Below are 22,587 nucleotides of genomic sequence, written 5' to 3'. Positions count from 1 at the left end.
GGCTGGTTGCGGGGCTGGCGTCGGCGCCCGCCACAATGAGGCGGTGCGCGGCTGGTGGAGACGTGGTGAAGAGGCGCGGTCAGGCGGCCTGCAGCTTGGGCAACTGCTGCACCAGGAAGCGGTCGAGCTCACCCACGGTGAGCTCCTGCACATAGCCGCCGTCGCGCATGAGCAGCTCGTCGAAGGGCAGACCGCGCACGTCGAACTGTTTTTCCACTGCCACGATGAGCTGCATCAGGTCGACGGACTCGAAACCAAGATCGCCGACGATGCCGGTGTCGGGCCCGACGGGGTCGGTGAGGTCCAGATCCCAGTCGCGCACGATGTCGTGCAGCAGGGCGATGAGCGTTTCCAGATAGGTGGTGTTCCTGACAGCCATCGGTTTTTCTGTCGCGTTGACGATGAATGGGGCCTGTAATTATTGGGTTGGCGACCCTGGGCTGATGGTCCGTGGAGGCAACGCTGGATTGGCGACGATGGGTCGGCGCCGCCCCGGCAGGGGGGTACCACGACGAGGACTGGTGCCGCGCAGTTGGCATCCACGGACGTCGGTCTACGCACAGCCATTGTCTGCTGGTGTTCACGACCAGGGGAGCATGAGGTGGTGTGCATTGGCTGCGGCTGCCGCCGATTGTGATGCGCGATGCGTCGCCGCACCGGGCGGCCGCAGCGAGGCGTTTGCCCGGATCAGGGTTAGCCGCATACTTGTCTACAGGCTAAACACCATAGTCTAGCACGTCAAATCAGCCGGCAAGCGCCCGCGGTCGGAACAAAGCGGCCACCCATCCCACCCCGGCCCGGGTGCGTGGGGCGTGGATTCGGGGGAGTCCCGGCCGGGGGCCGCCATGCCGAGGACGGTGATCGTCGCGTCGGCTCAGGGGATCCATGACCAGACCGCGACCTGCAACATGCGGGCGACGAATTGACCAAAGACGAACAACACCGGTTGCCGGCCGGCGCTGATCTTGGCGTAGCCGCCCATGCCCGGGCGCAGTCGGGGGGGTGCGGCGTCGATGCCGGCGGTGACGCGCACGATGCGCACGAACGGGCTTTCCGGCGCCGTTTCGGCGCTGGGCGCGATGGTCTCGACCCGCCCGGCAAACACTTGCCCGGGCAGCGGCCAGAGCTTGACGGCCACCGCCGCGTCGGGTGCCACCGCGTTGACCTGGGTTTCCGGCACCAGAATGCGGATGCGCAGATCGCCGGTGTCCACCACCTGCGCCAACGGCGCGCCGGCTTGCAGCCGGTCGCCGCGGCGGGCATACAGATCGGGGGCGATCAGCCGGCCTGCGATGGGGGCCAGCAGACGGTGCTCGGCCAGTTCGGCGCGCAGCGCCGCCACCCGCTCCTCGAGCGCCCGCACCCGGGCCGCTTGCATCTGCACGGCCTCTGGGGTGGGGGGCGCACCCACCGCCCCCAGGGCCGCCCCAGCTACGGCGACGGCGGCCGTATCCAGCGCCGCCGCTTCCGCCAGCTCCGCCCGCTGCAGGGGCGAAATCAACCCCGCCGACGTGGTAGCGGCGAGCATGTGCCAGCGCTCGGTGGTGAAGCCGGCCTTCAGGGCCGCCTGCGCCAGCGCCAGGCGGGCACGCTCCACCCGCTCGGGCAGGGGGCCGCGCCGCAGCACGGCCAGCTCGGCCCGCCCCGCATCCAGCTCGGCCTCGGCGATGGCCAGGGCATGCGCCGCGTCTTCGGTGTCGAGCATCGCGATCAGCTGGCCCTTGTGCACCTGCTGGGCATCGGCGACGGCGATGTGCGCGATGTCGCCGCTCACCTGGGCGTAGACGCCCGCCGTGTGGCGTGACTCGACGCTGGCGATACCGCTGACGTGGTAGGGATAGGGCAGCGGCGCCACCACCATCGCCACCAGCGCGGCGGCGACCCACAGGCGCCGTTTGTTGCGACGGGACCACGGGCCGGCTGCGACGGGCCCCGCCGCGCCCGGGGGCGCGGGCCCGTCGCGCCGCCGGCCGAGCCGCTGCTGACGTTTCGCGGCCTGGCGCTCGCGCCGCCGGCGGGCGGTGACCACGAAGTAGCGCACGAACAGAGATAGCAAGACCAGGAAGATCACCACGCCGGCGCCGTTGAAGCGCTCCTCCAGCGCCGTGGCCGCCAACAGCAGGACGCTCGCGAGCACGTAAACCACGTAGAGGGTGCTCGCCACGGCATAGGCGACGAGACCAGAGGCACGCGCGGGCGAGAGCGGCACCGGCGCCCGGTGTCCACTGAGACGCAGCCTGACGTACTGGAAGGCGCGCGGGCGCAGCAGGGGTCGGTCCAGATAGCTGGCCAGGAACCGATAACCGTCGGCGGGCCACAGGGGATTGGCGATGAAGAAGAACGAGCCCAGGGCGATGTGCGCCACACTGAAGGCGATGGCGCTCAGGGCGGTGCCCGCGTGGTCGGTCCAGATCCAGAGCATGATGCCGAGCACGAACAGGCCCAGACGTACCGCCAGGTTGCTGCCATAGACCCAGAGCCGACTGCCGCGCGGGAGTTTCCAGGTTGCGCGCTTGTCGATGAAGAAATGGGGCCGCAGCCCGAATGCGATGCTGAAGCCGAACTGCCCGATGGGCGCGCCGCAATGGATGGCGACCATGCCCTGGACGACCTTGGTGAGCACATTCACGACGCCCAGAATCAACACGAAGCCGAGCAGCAAGGTCAGCGCGGTGTTGCCCTGGAAGATCGCCGCAAGCTCGCCGGCATAGGCGCGTTGATGATGGGCCACCGTCAGCAGGGCGACGGGAACGCCCGGGATCAGCAGAAAGACCGTCCACCACAGGGGCCGCAGCGCGCGCGCCAGCACCCCGAACAGCGCATCGGGGTTGAACAGGGAATAACGATAGGGTGTGTGCTGGGCCATGGGAACCGGCTCGGTGGGCGAATCTGCAATTGTCGGATGGGCCGCGACGAAGCTCGACGTGTGCCGGGGCGGTGTCTAAGCTAAAGGGCTTTGCGCCGCGATGGCGGGCGTCGACGGAACATTGCGACCTGCCAGAGAGGAATCCACAAAGCGTGCAATCTGACCCCCCCAATGCCCGCTCGTCCCGTGGACTGTCGCGGGATGACTTTTCTAAGGTTTCGGCCAACGGCTTCGGCGATGGCGACAATGCCTACGCCCACTCCATGGCCTATTTCAAGGACCATGTGCTGGTGGGCACCTCGCGCGCGACCATGGCGCTGCTGGGCGCCGGCGATCAGGGCGGCATGAAGGATGTGAGCCTGGACGCCTGGCCGGTGGAGTTGGCGGATCACGTCTACACGCCGGCATTCGAAAACCATCGGGCACGGGCCGAAATCTGGCGCCTGAGCCCACTGACCGGGGTCTGGACCCGGGTCTATCAGGCGCCGATGGTCTATGGTACCGACGGTACGCACATGAGCCGCGATCTGGGCTACCGTGCCATGGCCGTCTTCCAGGGCGAGCGCGATCCGGAGCCCGCGCTCTACGTCTCCACCTGGTCGCGCTCCCGCGGCCGGGGTATGCAGCTGTTGCGCTCCTACGATGGCGAGCACTTTGCGCCCGTGGGGCCGCCGGGGCTGGCCGGGCTCGATGCCACCTCCACCCGGTCGCTGGTGCCGTTCAAGGGGCGGCTGTTCACCACCCCCACCGGCGCCACCGCCGGGCGTCAGAACGTCTCGGGCATCGCGACGGTGTTCGCCAGCCGCGATCCGGCGGGGGGTGACTGGACCCCGTGCAACGACGAGGGCTTCGGCGACCGCAACAATCTCGGCGTCTTCGAGATGCTGGCGACGCAGACGCATCTCTACGCGGGTACCGTGAACTTCGCCAAGGGGTATCAGCTCTGGCGCACCGATGCCGAGGGTGAGCCGCCCTACCGATGGGAGCGCCTGCTGGTGGACGGCGCCGGTCGCGGGCAGCTGAACCAGGGGGTGGTGAGCCTGGCCGCCTTCCGCGATGCGGTGTTCGTGGGCTCCGGCATCCAAAAGGGCGGCATCGACAAGCAGAATCGAATCGGCCCCGCCGGCCCGGAGCTGATCCGTGTGAACGCGGACGCCAGCTTCGACATCATCATGGGCGAGCGGCGCACCCAGGCCGGGCCGCTCAGCGGACTGATGCCGGGCTGGAACAACATCTTCTGTGGCAGTATCTGGAAGATGAATGTGCACGATGGCTGGCTCTACGCCGGCACCCAAGACTGGCTCGTGTTCCTGCTGTATCGCGACTTCGACAAGCTCGACAGCCACGCGGGCCGCTTGCTGCGCGGCGTCGACATCGAGCACTTCGTGGAAACCGCCGGCGGCTACGACCTCTGGCGCAGTCGGGATGGTGAGAACTGGCTGCCGGTGACCCGCTGCGGCTTCGAGAACCCGTACAATCATGGCGTTCGCAATATTCTGTCGACCCCGCACGGCATGTTCGTGGGCTCGTCGAATCAGTTCGGCCCACGCTCCGCCTTCCGCATCGGCCCCGGGGCATGGGAGTACCGCAACAACCCCAGGGGAGGCACCGAGATATGGCAGGGCGTCAGGCGCTGATCGCGGCGGCCATCGGCGTGCTCGCCGGCCTCGGGCCGAGCGTGCCGGCCGCCGACGCGCCGCAAATCCGCAGCTTTGCCGGGGCGGAGGCGGCACCCAGCGTGCGCTGGGTGTTGCCCGTGGGCACCGTGGACAGCGAAGAGGATGAGGTGGACGGCATTTCCGTCGACCCCGAGGGCAATACCATCATCAGCGGCGTCTTCCGCAACGCCATCACCTGGGGTGAGGAGCGGCGACAGCAGAGCGCGGGTGCCGGCGACATCTTCATCGCCAGTCTCTCGCCGACGGGGTCGGTGCGCTGGGTGCAGCGGGTGGGCGCCGGTGGCGACGACAACAGCTACGATCTCACCACCGACGGCGCCGGCAATATCTACATCAGCGGCTGGTTCAGTGAGACGGTGCGCTTCGGCGATGTGACACTGCGCAGCCGCGGCGACACCGATATGTTCGTGGTCAAGCTCGCACCCGACGGCAGCACGCGCTGGGCACGGGCCTTCGGCGGACCGATGCGCGACGGCGGCAACGAAATTGCGGTGCTGGACAACGGCGAGGTGGCCGTGGCCGCACTCACCGCGGGCGACTTCACCATAGACGGCAAGACCTATGCCCACGGCGGCGGTCAGCGCGACTCCCTGCTGCTGCGCCTGGCGCCGGACGGTACCCTGCGCTGGGTCGCACGGTTCAACGGCCCCGGCAACGAGCGTTTGCGCGCCGTGGCCATGAATCCCGCGGGGGAGGTGTTCCTGGGCTTCCAGTTCCGGGGCGTCATGCGCTTTGGTGCGCTCAGCTTCACCAGCAGGGGCGACTGGGACGGCGCCTTGCTGAAGCTCGATGCGGCGGGCAAGCTGCTCTGGGGCCGACAAGTGGGCGGCGCGGGCACCGACAATGTGCGTGGTGTGGGCGCCGGCCCGGATGGCTCGGTCTACGCCGCGGGCGTGTTGACCGGGGCCGCCGCCGTCATCGACCGCAGCGTGCCGGCCCGCGGGCGCCGCGGCAACGACTATGTGGCGCGGGTGTCGCCGTCGGGCAGCGTCGAATGGCTGGTGACCATCGACGGCGACGGGCGCGGCGTGGGAACAGAATTGCAGGCGGATGCGCGCGGGGTCATCGTCTCCGGCATTCTGCGGGGGCGGGCGAGCGTGCGCCGCGACGGCGAGACGCTGCTCACCCTCGGGCCGCCCGCGGGCCGGGCCACCAGCCTGCTGACGGCGCTCAGCGCCGATGGGCGCCTGCGCTTCGTGTTTACGCCGCACCCGGGCGGCGGGGGCGCCGGTGCCCTGGGCGATGTGCTGTCGGTGTCGCGCGACGGGCGCTTCCTGGCACAGTCGCTGCTGTTCAGGGGGCGGCTGCGGGTGGCGGAGCAGGAGGTGCGCACCCCGTCCCGTATGGATTCGGTGGTCGTTTTCCTGACGCTGAATGGTGCTTGATGACGGCCAACGCCAAGCCACCGCTGCCGCCGCCGGTGATCGTGCTCGCCTCGCCGGAATCCGGCGGCAGCCTGCTATCGGCGCTCCTGGGGCGGCATCCGGCGTTCTGCGCCGCCCCCTACCTGAATGCGCTGGCCTTCGAGGCGCCCTGGCAACTGCTGGAGTATGCGCGGGTGCCGCGCGATCCTCACCTGCATGGCCTGCTGCGCTTCGTGGCCCAAGGCGTGACCGGCGAGCAGAGCATCCAGTCGGTACAAACCGCCATGCGCTGGCTGAAACGCCGCGGCGACCTGCCCGCGGCGGACCTGTACCGGGCGCTCCAGGCCCTGGTGGCGCCGCGGCGACTGGTGGATTTCAGTCCCCTGCACGCCCGCAGCGCCACGGTGGTGGCGCGGGTGATGGCGGCGGCGCCGGAGGCGGTGTTCATTCACTTGGTGCGCGATCCGCTGAGCCAGGGACAGGCGCTGTCGTACCCGGTGTGGCAGACCATCACCACCAGCCTGGAGGAGTGGTCGAAACGCGGCCGCTATCAACCCTGTCTGGATATCTTCGAGGTGGGCGAGCACTACATCGACTGGTCCGTGACGCCGGCGGTGTTCGACCCACAATTCGCCTGGTACCGCACCCAGACGGCCATTCTGCGGGCTACCGGGGCGCTGCCGCAGGCGCGCTGCCTGCGGCTGCGGCTGGATGAGCTGCTGGTGAGCCCGCAGGACGTGCTGGCTACGCTGCTGGACTGGCTGGGCGTGGCGGCTGCCCCGGGGCAGATCGAGCACATGTGCGCGGGCGGCATGCCGCGGTATGCCCACCCCGGCCCCTATACCGCCCCCTTCGGCACGGACTTCGAGCTCATGGGCCGCAGCCTCGGTTCTGTGCTCGCCGGCGGCGCGCCCACCAGCCCCTGGCTGGATCGCCACAGGCCGCTGCCATGGCGCGGCGACGGCGAGCCGCTGCTGGCGGATGTGGTGGAGCTGGCCCGGGCGCTGGGATTTCCGCTCTGGCCCGGTAATGTCATTGCATAGATCAGGGTTTTAGTGTTTAACCACGGCTGGCGGGGCCAAGGCGCCGGGCTGCGGCGCCCGGCATCCCGCGGCGGCAGCCGCGCTGGTGCGGACGCGATGCGGCCCCGCCCAACCCATGCGACACGGCAGCTTAGGAGGTTATGATGACGAGCATGTCAGACACGGCCAGCGCATCACCCATGGCGGTGACGCCGTTGCGGGCCGGTGCACTGTTGGATGCACGCGCGGCGGACACGCCGGCGCGGCTCGATCTGGGCCCGGTGCTGCGCGCCTACCAGGCGTATGGCGCCGTGCTGTTGCGCGGCCTGGATCTGGATCGCCGCGGCTTCAAGGACTTCACCGAGCGGTTTCTGGACCGCTTCATGGACTATGTGGGGGGCGCCGACAACGACCGCAGCTCGGCCTACGGCGACGACAACACCGTGCTCACCGTCACCGGCGGCGCCGTCGCCAAGCTCGCCGTGCCCCTGCACGGCGAGATGTTCTACACCCAGCCGCGGCCGGCGGCCCTGTTTTTCTGCTGCATCACGCCGGCGGCCGAGCGCGGCGAGACCACGCTGTGCGATGGCGTGGCGCTGTGGAATGCCCTGCCCGCCGCGATCCAAAACCGATTCGATGCGCAGAAAATCCAATACCGCCGCATCTACGATCGAGACACCTGGCACAAGGTCTATCGCAGCGACGATCTGGCCCAGGTCGAGCAGCGCTGCGCCGACGCCGGGCTGGGGCTGCGCGCACGCGATGACGGCGGCATCGAGGTCACCCACGTCTGCCACGCCTGGCTGCCCACCACCGCCGGCAAGGCATTCGTCAATTCCATCCTGCCCTGGGCGGCACGCGAATACGTCGCGGGCATGGCCGACAGTGAGGTCCGGTTCGAGGACGGCTCGGAACTGCCGGTGGACATGCTCTACGAGATCCATGGCATCGCCGACGAGCTGACCCAAAATGTCGACTGGCAGCCGGGGGATGTGGCCCTGGTGGACAACCGTCGATTCATGCACGGCCGACGCGCCTATGACGATCTACGGCGCGATATCATCATGCGCTTGGGCGCAGCGCCCCTCGAGGGCGCGGCCGGGGGCTAGGCCACAGGGGCTGCGGGGGCGACTGGCGTCACCCTTGCAGCCCCACCCGTCCCCAGGCGGCCGAAGCCGGAACAACGCCACGATCGTCTCCCAGAGCCGAAGACCAAACGCTTACGATGCCAGTGAAACCTCCTGATCAAGCCGAATCCTCGCCCGAGCACGAGGGCGCCGCGCAGTCGGCCGGCCCCGCGGCGGTGGTGGATCTGACGCTGGATTCGGTGAATACCTTTGCAGATGGGCATGGCGCCTTGGCGGACCTGCCGGATTCGGTGCTGGCGGAAGACGAACACGCCTTCGCCGGCCGCGATCCATTTTCGGCGGACTACGCCGATTTGATTGGTGAAACCGCCGACTATCGCCAGGCGGCGCGGCTGGACGAGCAGCTGCGCGCCGACCTGCTGGAGCGCCCGCACCTGTTCACCAAGCCCGAAGAGAACGCCCACCGCGGGGCGGCGGCGGTGTGGCGCTCCCTGCGGGACCAGCTGCATGGCGAGACCCTGGCGCGCCTCGACGGCAGCGGGCGCTCGGAGCTCTTGGCACTGAAGCGCGAGCTCGAGACCCGGCGGATCATCGTGGAGGCGGTGGCCACGGGCATCGGCAAGCTCATTGGACGGCTGGAGCAACGGCTCGAGGGCATGGACCCTCCGCCCCCCGCCGCAGACCCGCACGACGAGCGCTGAGCCATGGCCAAGCTGCTGGTGATGCTCTCACCGCCGCGGTCGTTCTCGTCGCTCATCTCGACGATGATCGGCCAGCACCCGGAGATCTACGGCTTTCCGGAGCTGCACCTGATGATGCGCGAGCGCGTTGCGGGCACCATGCGCCGGGAGCAGCAGGCGGATAAATTCCTTGGCCCACGGGGGCTGCTGCGGGCCCTGGCCCTGCTGCAGTTCGGCGCCGACAGCGCCGAGAACGTGCTCGAGGCCAACAACTGGCTGCAGGAGCATATGGCCTGGCACGGCAAAGACGTGCTCGCGCACCTGATGGATCTCGCCGAGGCCAAGACCGGTGCCACCTACTGCCTGGAGAAATCCCCCGCGACCGCCACTTCCCCGCAGGCCCTGCACCGGTTGCGGCGGGACTGGCCGGATGCGCGCTACCTCCATGTGACGCGACATCCGGTGAATCTGCACAAGTCGCTTGTGGAGTTCATCTCGCACCTGCCACGGCTGACGGCAGCAGAGAAGACACTCTGGTTGAAAAAATCCGTGACGCTGTGGCCGATGGTGCAACGCAATATCCTGGATTTTTGCGCCACCCTGAACCCCGGCCAGTACCTGCGTATCCGCGGCGAAGATGTGCTGGCGGACGCCGTGCCCATGATGCGGATGGTGGCGGAGTGGCTCGGGCTGCGCACGGATGATGCGGCCATCGACGCCATGCTGCACCCGGAAGACTCGCCCTATGCCCGGCGCGGGCCCTTCAACGCGCCGGACGGTAACGACCCGAAATTCATCGCCAGCCCGCATTTCCGCCCCGGCCTGCCGCGCATGGGCAACCTCGATGACTTCTTCCGGGGCGAGCATGGCCGGTCGATGGACGCGGCGCGCCGGGCCTATCTGCGGCAAATCGCCAACTGTCTGGGCTATCAGTGAGCGCAGACCCGAGCTTGTCTGTGATCCACGGCGGTCCGGACCCGGTCAGCGGGCGCCGCATCGTGACAGCGCTGCGGCTGCGCCGGCGCCGGGGCACCGGCCTGCTCACGCTGGAGCAGACACCCGACGCCGGTGCGGCGGTGCTGGTGTGGTACGCGGACGGCCGCACCAGCCTGTTACTGCACTGCGATCAACCGGCGGCGGCCATTGGCCTGGCGGCGCTGGACGCCGCGCGGGCGCTGGTGCTGCTGCCCGATGCCGGCCTGCGGCTGCTGGATGCGGCGGCCGCTGGCCCGCCCGCGTTGCAGCCGTTGCCGCTCGACTGCGCGGGCGGCGTGAGCGCTGTCTTTGCGGCGGCCGATGCGCCGGCGGTGCTGTTGCGCCGCGACGACGGCGGGCTCGATATCGCCGCGCTGGGCGGGGCCGCCGGCGCGGTTGCGGTGACCAGCCGTTTGCCCGCGCCTGAGCTGGCGACGGGGCAGCGCATCAGTGCGGTGCTGAGAGACGCGGACGGGCGCTGGGTGGTCACCGCCGACGACGAGCGACGCGGTTTTCAGCTCTGGCGTCTGGACCCGGCACCGGATTCGGCACAGGAGGTCTGGCGGGCGCTGGTGCAAGACGGTCTGCGGCGCTACGCGTGGAACGCCGTGGTCCACGACGCCGTGGTCTGGGGTAGCGACGTGGTGCTGGCCGTGGGCACTTCGGCGGCGATGCGCGGCCGGCTGTTCGGGCTGCGCATGGGCGGCGAGCTGCTGCTGCTGCGCCGCGACGGCACCCTGGCCCTGTTGTGCGGCGAGCTGCGGACCACGCCGACGGGCAACCTCTATCCGCTGGCCGACGGCGAGGCCTGCCGCCTGCGCAGCCTCGACGACTACACCTGTCTCGCCGTCGTGGACGGGCGCCTGGTGGCGGCGCTGGTGCACGACAACGGGGCGACCACCCTGCGCAGCTTCGGCGACGACTGGCAGTCGGTGCCCGCGGGGGCGCTGTCGCAGCCGGTGGTGGCGATCGTTGGGGGGTGATTGGTTGTTGGTTGTTGGGGTGGTTGTCCCTTAGCGTTGTTTGCGGCGGGATAGCCAGTGGGCCATGAGGCGTTCCTGCTGGCTGAGGAAGGCGTCCATGGTGGCGAAGTGTTGGGCGATGGCGGAGCGGGGGTCAGCGCCGCCGACGGCTGGCGTGCTGGCGGGTGCCGGCCCGGGGCCGGCCGGCTCGGGAGCGGCCGGCGGCTGCGGCGTGCCTGGGGGTGCGACCGGCTGCGGAGCGGTCGCCTGTGCCGGGGCCGCCTGCGTTGGGATCGCCTGCGTCGGGGGCTGGGCCTGCGCTGGGGCGGCTGGGGGCTGGTGCAGCCCCATGTGCGCCCGCAGCGCCTGCGCCTGCGCCGGCGCCAGCGTCAGACAGGGCAAATCGGTGGGCAGATAGGCGCCGGCGGGCGTCGATGGCGCCGGGTCCGCCGCCAGCAGCGGCCCCGGGTCGAGGGCGACGCCGGCCACCCAGAGCCGCCCGATCAGGTGCATGAGCTGCGCTTGCGCCGGGCGTGCCTGCTCGTTGCTGGCCACCACCAGGTGCTCCCGGGCGCTGAGGATGTCGCGCACGAAGGCGGACAGGGTGCTGCTCGGTCCCACCTCGATGAAAATACGCGCGCCATCGGCGTAGAGACGCTCGATGCTCTGGCGGAACAGCACCGGCTTGACGTACTGCGCCCGCAGGGTGTCCAAAAACGCCTGGCGCTCGGCGGCGGGGGGAAAGGGTGCCGCCTCCACACAGGAGTACAGCGCGATACCCGTGTCCCGCAGCGGCAGGTCGGCGAAGAGCTGGTGGAAGGCGTCGGCCATCGGCGCCATTTGCGGCGTGTGATAGCCCCGCGACAACGGCAGGCGCGCGCAGATGGCGCCCTGGGCACGCAGGGCCGCATCGGCGCGTTCGATGGCCGCCTCGGTGCCGAACACCACCATTTGGTTGCGGCAGTTGTCCATGGTCAGGAACAGCTCGTCGTCCGCATCCACCAACGCCTGGACACGCTCGCGCTCCACCGGCCCCGCCGACAGCAGCACCCCCGGCGGAATGGCGCCGGCGTCCTCGAGCCGCTGGTAGATGTGATTCATGCGCTGGATGTAACGGCCGATCTCGGCGTCGTCCAGGCGCGGCACGCCGCTGGCTGCGAGCGCCGAGATCTCGCCGGTGCTGTGACCGAGCATCATGTCCGGGCGCAGGCCCAGGGCGGCGAGCAGCCGATACAGGCCCTGATTGGCGCTGAACACCGACTCCGAGCCCAGGTCCATGGCCATCAGCTGTGCCTGCAGCCATGCGCGCGCCTGCGGGTCGAGGCCGGTGGGCGCGGGGAAGATGGCCTCGGACGGCGCAACCGCCCGGGTCTGCGAGAAGAGCCCGTCGAGGCGGTCGAGCCAGGCGCGCAGCACCGGGTGCTGCACCGCCAGATCGCGCAGCATGTTGGTGTATTGCGAGTTCTCGCCGGGAAACAGACAGGCCACCTTGCCCGGCATGGGGGCGGCACGAAAATAAATGCCATTGCGGGTCTGCAGCTTGCTGCGCCCGGCATCGGCGAGCTTCTCGCGGGCGGTGGCGAGACGGCTGGCGAGCTGGTCCGGATGGGTGAGGACGACGGCGAGCCGGTGCCCGCAGGCCGGGTCGTGCGCGCGCCACAGCTGCGCCGCCCGCTGCGCCAGCGCCTGCCGGTCGGCGGGCGGGTCGGCCAGACAGGCATCGATACGCCGCAGCAAGTCGGCGCGATCGGGGGCGGAGAACAGCAGCAGTTGCGCGCCGTCGCGCCGGCGGGCGGGCTGGAAGGTGCACAGCGGCTCGGCGTCGGTGGGCGCCTCCTCGAGGATCGCATGGCTGTTGACGCCGCCGAAGCCGAACGCGCTCACCCCCGCCCGGCGCAGCCCGCCGCTGGGGTGCACCCAGGGGCGTGTCTCGGTGTTGACGTAGAAGGGGGTGTCGTCGAGCCCGAGCCCGGGGTTGACCTCGGCGCAGAGGGTGGGCGGCAGCACCCGATGGTGCAACGCCAGGCACACCTTGATGAGCGAGGCGATGCCGGCGGCGGGAATGCAATGGCCGATCATGGACTTGACCGAGCCGATGCCGATGCGTGGGAAGCGCCCGGGGCGCGTGCCCCAAATGCGTCGCATGGCGCCGATCTCGGTGCGGTCGCCGAGGGGGATACCGGTGCCGTGACATTCCAGCAGGCCCAGGGTCTGCGGGTGGATGTCGCATTGCGCGTAGGCGCGCCGCATGGCCAGCGCTTCGCCATCTTCGGACGGCGCCATGACGCCCTTGCCGCGGCCGTCGGAGGACTGGCCCACGGCCTTGAGCACGGCGTAGATGCGATGACCCGCCGCGCGGGCGTCGGCGAGCCGCATGAGCGCGAGCACGCCGCCGCCCTCGCCGAGCAGCGTGCCGTCGGCGCTGGCATCGAAGGGACGGATACGCGAGCTGCGCGACAGGGCGGCGAGCTGGCAGAACACCATGTACACCAGCGGCGAGGTGGAGGTATTGATGCCGCCGGCCAACATCAGATCGGCGCGTCCGCGCTGCAGCTCGAGCATGGCGGATTCCACCGCGATGAGCGAGGACGCGCAGGCGGCATCGAGAATGTAGTTGGGCCCCATGAGGCCGAGCCGGTTGGCGATGCGCCCGGTCATGACATTGGGGACCAGGCCGGGGATGGAATCGGCATGGATGGGCGGCAGCGCCTGCTTGAGCAGCTGCTTGACCTCGGCGGCGGCGGCGGCATCGAGTGCCGGTGTGAGCGCCGCGATCAGATCCACAGTCTGGTCCACCACCACGCAATGCTGGATGCCGTTGGTATTGGCGCGATGGATGTGAATGCCGTGGCCGAGGATGATGCCGGTGCGCTCGCCGTCGTAGGCACCGGGGCCGAGGCCGGCGTCTTGCAGGGCATCGCGGGCGAGGGTCAGGGCGTGGTACTGATCCGGCTCACTCCCCTGCAGGGAGTTGGGCATGATGCCGAAGGCGGCCGGGTCGAAGCGCGAGAGCTCGCGCAGGAAGCCGCCTTTCTGGGTGTAGAGCCGGTCGAGGGCGGTGCTGTGCGGATCCAGATAGCGTGCGCCGCCCCATTGCGGCAGCGGATCGCCGATGGCGTCGACGCCGTCGAGGATGTTGGCCCAGAAGCGGCTGGCATTCGCCGCCGCAGGAAACAAGCCGGACAAGCCGACTACGGCGATATCGCAGGCGTCGAACTGTTGCATGGCATGTGCGCGGGCGCTCAGGCGGCGCTGCGGGATTCGGCGGGTCCGGGCAGCGGTGCGCCGCCGGCCCAGCCGCCGCCGACCCGGTTGAGTGCGGCCTTGGCGGTGGCCTCGCAATCGCGCAGCAGCAGCCGCAGGCGGCCCTGGGTGTCGCAAAAGGCGATATCGTAGCGGATCACCGCGGCGTTGGGGGCGGAGCGGATCTGCAGGTGGCAGATCAACTCGCCGGGCAGCGGCTCGGTGCCGAAGCACTGGGTGGCGCCGATGCGGTTGGGCAGCGGGGTGGTGTCGCGCATGGCGCGCGACCAAATCAGCACCAGCTGCTCGGCACCGTCCATGAGGGCCGGGTCCAGTACCCAGTGTGCCGCGGTCGCCGCCGGATTGAGCCGTGCCGGCGGCGTGGTGGCGAGCCGGGCGAGGACGCCGCGCGCATCGATGGCCAGCAGTGCACGAATGCTTTGCAGCGACGGGCCATGGAACAGCCAGTGGCGGTAGGCGTAGGCCACGTCCACCGGCGGCGGGGCCCAATCCGTGGGCAGCGCATGGGGCGCCGGCGGCGCCGGCGCCTCGAGCAGCGTCGCCGTGGCGCGGTAGCACAGCCGGGGATGCGCCGCCTGCTGGAACAACCGCAACGTGAAGCCCCGCGCGCCGTCGCGCTCCACTTCGATGCGCAGGCCAACGGCGGCGTCCGCCAGCCGGATCCCCTGCAGCAGCTGGGTGGAGAGCACCAGGCGCTGGCGGGCGTGGGGGGCGCACAGCGCCACCGCCTCGGCCAGGTAGGCATGCGCCGCCGCCGCCGGCATCACCGGGATGCCGTCGAGGCGGTGGTGATCCAGATAGGGATCGGTGATGAGGTCGAGGGTCTTGTCGATGACCCAGCCCGTGGGCGTTGACGACAGCACCACATCGCCGAGCAGGGCGAGGTCAGGGGTCTGGTGGCGCTGCGCCCCGGCCGGCGCCGGCAGCGCGCCCAGGGCGGCCTCGGTCCACTCCCAGGGGTAGTCGCCGGCGACGATTTCCACCGCATCCCCGGCGCCGAAGAGCAGTTCGTCGTGGAACAGCTGGCGGCCGGCGGCGGCATCCACCAGGTGAATGCCGCGGGCTTCGAACTGCCGCTGCACCGCCGGGGTGACCATACCGGCGCCGTGGGTGGTGGGGCCCCAGGGGCTCCAGTTGAAGGCCGCCACCTTCACGCCCGGGCCCAGGCGATGATGCAGCAGATGGGCGAGACGATTGATGACCTCGTTGGCGATGGCGTAGTCGCTCTGCCCGGGATTGCCGAAGCGCCCGGCCACCGAGGTAAACAGGGCCACGGCGCGCAGCCCCTCGGGACGCAGGCCGCGCAGCAGATGGAACAGGCCGTGGACCTTGGTGGCGAAGACGCGGCGCACGCTCGCCATGGTCTTGTCGACGAAGCGCTTGTCTTCGATCACACCGGCGCCGTGCAGCAGCATGTCGATGCGCCCGTAGGTGGCATACAGATCGGCGAGCAGCGCTGCCACCGCGTCCGCGTCGGTGAGATCCAGCGCGCGGTAGTCCACGCGCATGCCGGCGGCGGCGAAGTCGTGCAGATTGGCGCGCAGCTCGCGCTGCTGGAAGATGCGGTCGATGGCGCGCTCCAGCGCCGCGGGCTTCGGGTGCTCGCCGCGCTCGCCGGCCGTCTGCAGCAGCCAGCGGCGCAGGTCATCGCGGCTGCGGTGCCGGGCCTGCTCCGCCGGCTCGGCGGGTGGCAACGGCGAGCGCCCCACCAGCACCACCGTGGGCGCCGTGGGCATGAGGGTGCGCAGACACTCGGCGGTGATGCCGCGGGCGCCACCGGTGGCGAGCACCACCCAGTCGGACTGCGGCTGCGCCAGGCCATTGTCGGCGGGCACCAGCGAGGCCGGCACGGTTCTGAACACCGTGCGCTCGCCGCGCGGATAGCCCACCTCGCGGCGCCCCTGCCACAGCGCCAGCTCCTGCAGCAGCACCGTCGCCAGCTCGGCGGCGGGCCGCGCCGGATCGAGATCCACCGCCTTGGCGCTGAAGCGCGGCTGCGCCAGGTCCGCATTCCATTCCATGCTGAGGCTTTTCACCAGGCCGCACAGGCCCGCGCCCGCGGGAAAGGCCGGTGGCGCGTCGGCGTCGGCATCGGTGTCGACGGACGGCGCACGCCCGAAGGCGCCGCCCATGGCGCTGGCGCAGAGCAGACGGCCGCCGTCGTGCAGGTCGGGCGCCAGCGGCTGCAGCAGGGGGTAGATGGACAAGGCCTCGCGCTCCATGCGCCGCTGCCAGGTGTCGAACGACATGGTCCAGTCCAGCGGCGGCTGGCCGAGGGGCAGCAGGTGCAGCAGCGCACGGATGGGGCCGCGTGCGCGTTGCTGGTCGAGCCAGGCGCGGTAGGCGGCCTGGTCGGCGAGGAGGTGCTCGGGGATGGGCACGAGCACGCCATCGGCGGCGGCCAGTCGCTGGCCCAGCGCATCGGCCACACCCAGTTGGTCGCCGGTGGCCAGATACAGGCCCGCCGGTAATGCCGGCAGCGTGAGGCCCTGCAGGGGCTCGGGGTGCGCCCGTGGGATGAACCGGGGCAGGGGGGCGCACAGGGTGCCCGCCCCGGTATGCTCAAAAGGGCCGGCGGCCTCCTCAGTCTGCGCTGGGGCGGGCACTTGGCTGTTCGCTTGGCTGTTCGCTTGGTTGGGGGTCGCCGCGGCGTCATCGCCGGCGCTGACCTGCTCCGCCTGGGCGATGATCTGGCCCAGGGTCGGCAGCGCCGAGATGCTATCCATGTGCGCCATCACCGCCGCGCCGGCGGCGCTCGGCAGCGCCGCCTGGAAGGCGCTCAGAATCTCCACGCGCTTGATGGAGTCGATGCCCAGATCGGCCTCCAGGTCTTGCTCGAGATCCAGCATGTCCACGGGATAGCCCGTGCGCTCGCTGGCGATGCCGAGCAGCAGCGTTTTGATATCCGCGGGCTGCCCGGGTGCCCGGGCCTCGGCTTGGCCCGGGGCCTGAGCCGGGGCCTGAGCCGGACTCTGGGCTGGGACCTGAGCCTGATCCAGGGCCTGCGCCTGAGCCGAGACCGGCGGTTGGGGCGGGGCCGGCTGCGGCGGCTGCGGCGCAGCGGCGGCCGGCGCGGCGGGCGGCGGCGCGGCGGCCTGCGCCGCGCCCGGCACCGCGGCGGACGCCTGTGCGACTGCTGGCGTGGATGCTGGGGCGGACGCCGGTGTCGCCGCCGGGATGGGCGCCGGCGCGGGAGGCGCCGCCGGCGCGGAGACCGGGCCGACGGCTGACGCCGGCGCCGCCGGCGATGGCGCCGCCGGCACACCGGCGGGCATCGCCGCCGTCGCCTGCACGGGGGCAGCCGCCGGATGGGGGCTGCCCGAAAGATAGGCGGTCATGACTTGCTCCTGCACCGCCAGGAACCGGCGCATGGTCTCCTGATAGGCAGCCATGACCTCATCGCCCGCCGCCGGCGGCGGTTGACGCGTCGGGTCGTGGTGTTGGGGGTCATTCACTTGCGCAATCTCCTGCGGTGGATGCGGGCTGTGCGCGGCGGGCCCCGGTGCCGCCGGCGCTTGCAGCCGTTGGGCCTGCTCCAGGGTGAGGGTGGGGGCGGCGCCGATGGCGCCCGGCGCCCCCGGTTGATGGGCATGGGTGCCGTTCACCAGCCAGACACCGGGCCGCGGACGCTCGTCGCCGTCCGCCGCCGGCGCGGCGAGGGCGTGACCGCTGAGCCCGCGACGCTGGAACAGGCGCGGCAGGTCGCAGGCGTAGCCGGCGACGACGATGGCGGCCAGGGCCTGCAGCGGGCCCCGCAGGGCGCCATCGCCGGTATCGGTGGCCACCGCCGTGACGGCCGCCTGCGGCAGGATGCGTCGCACCAGCCCGGTCTGCACGGCCTTGGGCCCGATCTCGACGAACAGCCGGGCCCCCGCCTGGTACATGGCCTGGATTTGCTCGGTATAGCGCACCGGTTGCAGCAGGTGCTGGGTCATGGCCATGCGGATATCGGCGCCGGCATCGGCATGGGGTGCCGCCCGGGTGTTGCCGTAGACCGGTATGCCGGGCGGCGCAAAGTCGACGCCCGCCAGCACGTCGGCCAGGCGCTCCGCGGCCGGCTGCATGAGGGGCGAATGGAAGGCGGCGGACACCGCCAGGGGCGTGGTCTTGAGACCCTGCGCGCCGAGCTCGGCGGCCGCCTGGCGCAGCGCCGCCTGCGTGCCGGCGAGCACCACCTGGCTGGGCGCGTTGTGGTTGGCCAGGGTGACGCCGGGCACCGCCGCGGCGACGGCGGCGGCGGCTTCCGCCGGCCCCTGCACCGCCAACATGCCGCCGAGGTCGGCGTCGGCGCCCGCCGCGGCGACGGCGTGGCCGCGGGCATGGGAGACGCGCAGCAGCGCATCGGCGGTGAGCACGCCGGCGGCGTGCAGGGCCGGATATTCGCCGTAGCTGTGGCCAGCCACCATGTCGGGGCGCACGCCGAGGTCGCAGAGCCACTGCCACAGGCCCAGGCTGACGGCGCCGATGGCGGGCTGGGCATGCTCGGTGCGCGTCAGCGCCTGGCGTTGTTGCTGCGAGACGTCCGGATCGAACCGCGGCGGCGGGTCGATGAGGGCACTCAGACGCCTGGGGCCGCCGTCGGGGCCGGTCAGCACATCGGCGAGGACGACGTCGGCGCGCTCCAGGGCCTCGCGCAGGCCGGGCAGATAGAGCGCCGCCTCGGCGAGCATGCCGGGATATTGCGTGCCCTGCCCGGCGAAGAGCAGTGCCAGCCGGGCATCATCGGCGCGGGGCCGATCCTGCAGCAGGACGCCGTCGGGCAGCGCCTGGGCCGGGTCGGCGAGGTGGGCGGCGAGCCCGCGCAGTCGGCCGCTGAGGGCGGCGGCGGCGTTGACCACCAATGCCGCACGCCAGGGCTGCGCGGCGTCGAAGCGTCGGGCGGCGGCGTAGGCCAGCTCCGCCAGGGGTGGCGCGGCGGGCGCCTCGGCGCGGGTGGCGATGTCGGTGGCCTGGGCGGCCAGCGCGGCGGCGGTGTCTGCAGACAAGGCCACCAGCTCGGCGGGCCAGTCGCGCGCGCTCGCCGGGCGTCGGGCGGGCGCCGTGGCGGTGTGCTCTTCGAGGGCGATGTGGAAATTGGTGCCGCCGAAGCCGAAGGCGCTGACGCCGGCGCGGCGCGGATGCCGCGGGCTGCGCACCCAGGCGCGCGGGCGCGGGCGCAGGCAAATGGGGCTGTCGGCGGTGCGCAGCACGGCCTGCGGGCGCTCGCTGCCGATGTGCGCCGGCAGCACCCGGTGGTAGAGCGCCAGGCTGGCCTTGATGAGCCCGGCGACGCCGGCGGTGGACTTGGTATGACCGATGAGGGTCTTCACCGAGCCGACGGCACAATTGCCGGGGGCGGTGTGGGCGCTGCGCAGCACCCGCTCGATGGTGGTGAGCTCGGCGCGGTCGCCGGCGACGGTGCCGGTGCCGTGGGCCTCGATGAGCTCGACGCTGGCCGGCGAGAAGCCGGCCTGGGCGTAGGCCCGGTGCAGCGCCCGCACCTGGCCTTCGGGGTGCGGCGCCGTGAGCCCCTTGGCGCGGCCGTCGCTGGAGCCGGCGGCGCCCTTGATGACGGCATAGATGCGATCGCCGTCGCGCTCGGCGTCGGCGAGGCGTTTCAGCGCCACCGCCGCCAGGCCCTCGGAGATGACGATGCCATCGGCCTGCTCGTCGAAGGTCTGGCAGCGCCCGCGCGGCGACAGGGCGCCGGTCTTGGAGAAGCAGAGATAGGCGAAGGGGGAGTTGATGGTGTCGACGCCGCCGGCGAGGGCGACGTCGCAATGCCCCAGGGTGAGCTCGTTGACCGCCTGATAGACCGCGGCGAGCGAGGACGCGCAGGCGGCGTCGACGGTGTGGTTGACGCCGCCGAAATCGAAGCGGTTGGCGCAGCGCCCCGCCGCCACGTTGAGCAGCAGACCGGCGAAGGAGTCTTCGGTCCATTCCGGCAGCCGCGCCAGCACGGCGTCGTCCACCGGGCCCAGCACCCGGGCGAGGTCGGCGCGGGTGCCGTAGCCCAGGCCCACCTCGCCCATGCCGCCGCTGGCGCCGAACATCACGGCGACGCGCTCGCGGCCGCCGCGCTCCAGCCCCAGGTCGGCGTCGTCCAGGGTCTGGCGCACCAGCTCCAGCGCCAGCAGCTGGATGGGGTCCACCGAGCGGATGGAGCGCGGCGGCATGCCGTAGCGGGTGGGATCGAAGGGCACATCGTCGATGAAGCCGCCCCACTTGGAGTAGATCTTGTCGCGCGCCTTGGGATCGGGATCGTAGTACAGGCGCCAGTCCCAGCGTGCCGCGGGCACCTCGGTGATGGCGGCGACGCCGCCGAGGATGTTGGCCCAGAAGGTGGCCGCATCCTGCGCCCCGGGCAGGATGGTGCCGATGCCCACCACGGCGATCTCCGCGGGGCCGGGCACCGGCGCCGGCGCCGGCAGCGCCGCCCGCAGGCGCGCCACCGCCTGGGTGGTCACGGCCTGGTGCAGGGTGCGGCAGTCGGTCACCGCCGCATGCAGGGCGGCCACCTGGCCCAGCATGTACATGCCGTCCTGCAGCTGCTGCTGCTCGGGCACGGAGACCAGGCGCTCGCCGTCGCGGGCCTGGCCCTTGGTGGCGATGCGCAGACGGCCCAGGGTGAGGGCGTCGAGCTCGCGGCTGGCCGCCGCCGGCGCCGACGCCAGCAGGGCCTGTTTGCGCGCGTGAAAGGTGGTCACGAAGGGGCTCAGTGCGCAGCGGCTGGCGTGGCCGGGGCCGGTGGTGAGGGTGGCGGTGCGCTGGCAGTCGAGGGCGGCGCGCTGGAACGCGGGCAGAATGGCGCCCTGCTCCACGGCCTCGCGGGTGAAAAGGTAGGCCGTGCCCATGAGCACGCCGATGCGCACGCCGGCCTGGGTGAGCGGGGCTGCCATGGCCGCCACCATGGCGGCGGAGTCGGCGTCGTGGATGCCACCGGCGAACAGCACCGAGACCGCGCGCAGGTCGCCGCCGGCGCGGCCGAAGTCGAGCAGCGCGTCGATGGCCGTCTCCCACAGCACGAAGCTGCTGAGCGGCCCGATGTGGCCGCCGCATTCGCGGCCCTCGAGAATGAAGCGGCGCACGCCCTGTTGCAGGAAACCACTGAGCAGGCCCGGCGTGGGAGTGTGCAGGAAGGTCTGGATGCCCGCCTGCTCCAGCCGGGCGGCCTGGTCGGGCCGGCCGCCGGCGATGTAGGCCACCGGCGGGCGCACCGCGAGGATGGCGGCCAGCTGCTGCTCGCGCAGCTCGCGGTCGACGAAGCCCAGGATGCCAACGCCCCAGGGCCGCTCGCCGAGTCGCTCGGCGGTGTCCTGTAGCAGCGGGCGGGCACGCTCGGTGCCGAGCATGGCCAGGGCGACCATGGGCAGGGCGCCCGCCGCCGCCACCGCCGCGGCGAAGCCGGCGACGTCGCTGACGCGGGTCATGGCGCCCTGCACCACCGGGTACTCGCAGCCGAGCTGGCGCGCCAACGGCGCCGCGGGGGCCAGGGCGGCGTGCGCGGCGGCCTGGCGCAGCGCCCGCGGCACGGCGCGCTCCATGGCCCGCAGCAGGGCCCCGAGCCCGCCGAAGCGCGCGCGATAGGGTGCGGCGAGGGCGGCGGCCTGGCCCAGGGCGATGAGCTGGCGCTTGGGATCGTGCCAGCCGCCCTGCGCTTGTAGCCGCCGGCGCAGATCAGCCGTCGACGGTTGCCCTGCGGCCAAATCGGCGCGCAGCGCGTCCAGCGCCGCAAAGCCCGGGCGCGCCAGCAGGCGCAGGTAGCGCCCCTGGGCCTCGTCGCCCACAGGCACGCATTCGGTGCCGCCGAGGCGCTCGAGCCAGGGGGCAAGATCGGCGGCGAGTCCGCACTCGGGCAGCAGCAGCAGCTGGTCGTCGAGGACACCGCCGGCGGCGCCGCCGAGGGCACAAGCGGCGGCGGCGTGGACGCCAAGACCACCACGCACCATCAGCGGCCGGCGGGCCTGGCGCACGGCCCGCTGCAGCAGCACGAAGCTGGTTTCTTCGCCCACCCAGCCGCCGGCCTCGTGGCCCTTGAGCCACCAACCGTCGATGTTGGCCTCCAGCGCCGGGCAGTCGGCATCCCAGGTGGTGGTTTCCAGATACAGCTGCCCGCCGCCCGCGCGGAAGGCCGCCAGGGCCTCGGCGTCGGCCCACTGGTACAGGTCTTCGCGGGCGAGGATCAGCCAGCGCAGCCCCGCCTGCCGCCAGGCGGGCAGGCGCGCCTGCCAGGCCGCACCGCGCATGCCGAGCTTGAGGCCGAAGCCCGCCGCGACGGGGTCCAGGCCCGGGGCGGGGGCGCGGCCGAGGCCGGCGATGCACCGCTCGACGGCGTCGCAATCGGACGCGGTCTCGGCGTCGATGACGCCGGCGTGGCCCTGCGCCTGGGCGCACCGCACCAGGCCGACGCCGACATCGGCGGACGGGGAGAGGACGAAAAGGCGAAAGGGCGCTGATGTGCTCACCTAACGGGTGCTCCGTCAGCGTTGGTTGACTGATATGGGGCGGGGGCCACGAGCGCTTGACGCTGTCAGCTTGTGGCGGTGTCGGCCTGCCAACAGACCCGCGCGCCGAAAGTCTACACCGACTTCTAGCGCGCAAGCGGATAACGAGGCGACCGACGGTGCCCCGTGTCGCGGCGCAATACGGTGCAGACAAATAAAAAGCCCGGGCACGCTGACCGGCCCGGGCACAAAACAAGCTCGCGT

The 22,587-nt window shown here is 71.6% G+C and carries 11 protein-coding genes; 7 read left to right on the top strand and 4 right to left on the bottom strand.

Translation table 11 applies throughout. From position 1 onward, the window contains the following. Window positions 1-79: 79 nt before the first annotated feature. Both QZ588_RS09085 and QZ588_RS09080 read right to left on the bottom strand, forming a co-directional pair. Window positions 80-379 (bottom strand): acyl carrier protein, encoded by a 300-nt coding sequence (locus tag QZ588_RS09085; protein ID WP_295541951.1) that lies wholly within the window; start codon window positions 377-379, stop codon window positions 80-82. A 495-nt stretch (window positions 380-874) separates the two neighbouring features. Next, a complete protein-coding gene (locus QZ588_RS09080) occupies window positions 875-2,866 on the bottom strand; it encodes an efflux RND transporter periplasmic adaptor subunit (protein WP_295541949.1) in 1,992 nt (663 codons plus the stop codon). Between the two features lie 152 nt (window positions 2,867-3,018). Between QZ588_RS09080 and QZ588_RS09075 the strand changes: the two genes are divergently transcribed. From QZ588_RS09075 to QZ588_RS09045, 7 genes are all read left to right on the top strand, one after another. Then, complete coding sequence (locus QZ588_RS09075) at window positions 3,019-4,503, top strand: hypothetical protein (protein WP_295541947.1); 1,485 nt, start codon at window positions 3,019-3,021, stop codon at window positions 4,501-4,503. After that, complete coding sequence (locus QZ588_RS09070; protein WP_295541945.1) at window positions 4,482-5,930, top strand: SBBP repeat-containing protein; 1,449 nt, start codon at window positions 4,482-4,484, stop codon at window positions 5,928-5,930. Before QZ588_RS09075 ends, QZ588_RS09070 begins: the two co-directional genes overlap by 22 nt. Next, window positions 5,930-6,952, top strand: coding sequence for a sulfotransferase (locus tag QZ588_RS09065; RefSeq protein WP_295541943.1), 1,023 nt, complete (start codon window positions 5,930-5,932; stop codon window positions 6,950-6,952). The genes QZ588_RS09070 and QZ588_RS09065 overlap by 1 nt, the downstream gene beginning before the upstream one ends. 152 nt (window positions 6,953-7,104) lie before the next feature. Continuing rightward, entirely contained in the window at window positions 7,105-8,040 is a 936-nt protein-coding gene (locus tag QZ588_RS09060; protein ID WP_295541941.1) for a TauD/TfdA family dioxygenase, read from the top strand. A gap of 116 nt (window positions 8,041-8,156) precedes the next feature. Next, window positions 8,157-8,720: a hypothetical protein gene (locus QZ588_RS09055; protein WP_295541939.1), complete on the top strand. Its 564-nt coding sequence runs from the start codon at window positions 8,157-8,159 to the stop codon at window positions 8,718-8,720. Window positions 8,721-8,723: 3 nt separating this feature from the next. Next, on the top strand, window positions 8,724-9,635 hold the full coding sequence (locus tag QZ588_RS09050) for a sulfotransferase (protein WP_295541937.1): 912 nt from the start codon (window positions 8,724-8,726) through the stop codon (window positions 9,633-9,635). Between the two features lie 14 nt (window positions 9,636-9,649). Next, window positions 9,650-10,657, top strand: a complete 1,008-nt coding sequence (locus QZ588_RS09045) for a hypothetical protein (protein WP_295541935.1) — start codon at window positions 9,650-9,652, stop codon at window positions 10,655-10,657. A gap of 30 nt (window positions 10,658-10,687) precedes the next feature. Here QZ588_RS09045 and QZ588_RS09040 read toward each other — a convergent pair whose 3' ends face one another. Together QZ588_RS09040 and QZ588_RS09035 are read right to left on the bottom strand one after the other, a co-directional pair. Then, a complete protein-coding gene (locus tag QZ588_RS09040; RefSeq protein ID WP_295541933.1) occupies window positions 10,688-13,861 on the bottom strand; it encodes a beta-ketoacyl synthase N-terminal-like domain-containing protein in 3,174 nt (1,057 codons plus the stop codon). Between the two features lie 17 nt (window positions 13,862-13,878). Beyond that, a complete protein-coding gene (locus QZ588_RS09035; protein ID WP_295541931.1) occupies window positions 13,879-22,344 on the bottom strand; it encodes a type I polyketide synthase in 8,466 nt (2,821 codons plus the stop codon). Window positions 22,345-22,587: the final 243 nt, after the last annotated feature.

It is taken from the genome of uncultured Thiohalocapsa sp. (assembly GCF_913062725.1).
Taxonomy (GTDB): domain Bacteria; phylum Pseudomonadota; class Gammaproteobacteria; order Chromatiales; family Chromatiaceae; genus Thiohalocapsa.
Note: the sequence above shows the minus strand (reverse complement) of the source record. Positions and strands in the feature narration are given on the sequence as shown.

What these genes read in the sequence shown, in the direction of transcription:
- QZ588_RS09055 (WP_295541939.1), top strand. Translation starts at nt 8,157, where the DNA reads ATGCCAGTGAAACCTCCTGATCAAGCCGAATCCTCGCCCGAGCACGAG.
- QZ588_RS09050 (WP_295541937.1), top strand. Translation starts at nt 8,724, where the DNA reads ATGGCCAAGCTGCTGGTGATGCTCTCACCGCCGCGGTCGTTCTCGTCG.
- QZ588_RS09070 (WP_295541945.1), top strand. Translation starts at nt 4,482, where the DNA reads ATGGCAGGGCGTCAGGCGCTGATCGCGGCGGCCATCGGCGTGCTCGCC.
- QZ588_RS09080 (WP_295541949.1), bottom strand. Translation starts at nt 2,866, where the DNA reads ATGGCCCAGCACACACCCTATCGTTATTCCCTGTTCAACCCCGATGCG.
- QZ588_RS09065 (WP_295541943.1), top strand. Translation starts at nt 5,930, where the DNA reads ATGACGGCCAACGCCAAGCCACCGCTGCCGCCGCCGGTGATCGTGCTC.
- QZ588_RS09060 (WP_295541941.1), top strand. Translation starts at nt 7,105, where the DNA reads ATGTCAGACACGGCCAGCGCATCACCCATGGCGGTGACGCCGTTGCGG.
- QZ588_RS09085 (WP_295541951.1), bottom strand. Translation starts at nt 379, where the DNA reads ATGGCTGTCAGGAACACCACCTATCTGGAAACGCTCATCGCCCTGCTG.
- QZ588_RS09040 (WP_295541933.1), bottom strand. Translation starts at nt 13,861, where the DNA reads ATGCAACAGTTCGACGCCTGCGATATCGCCGTAGTCGGCTTGTCCGGC.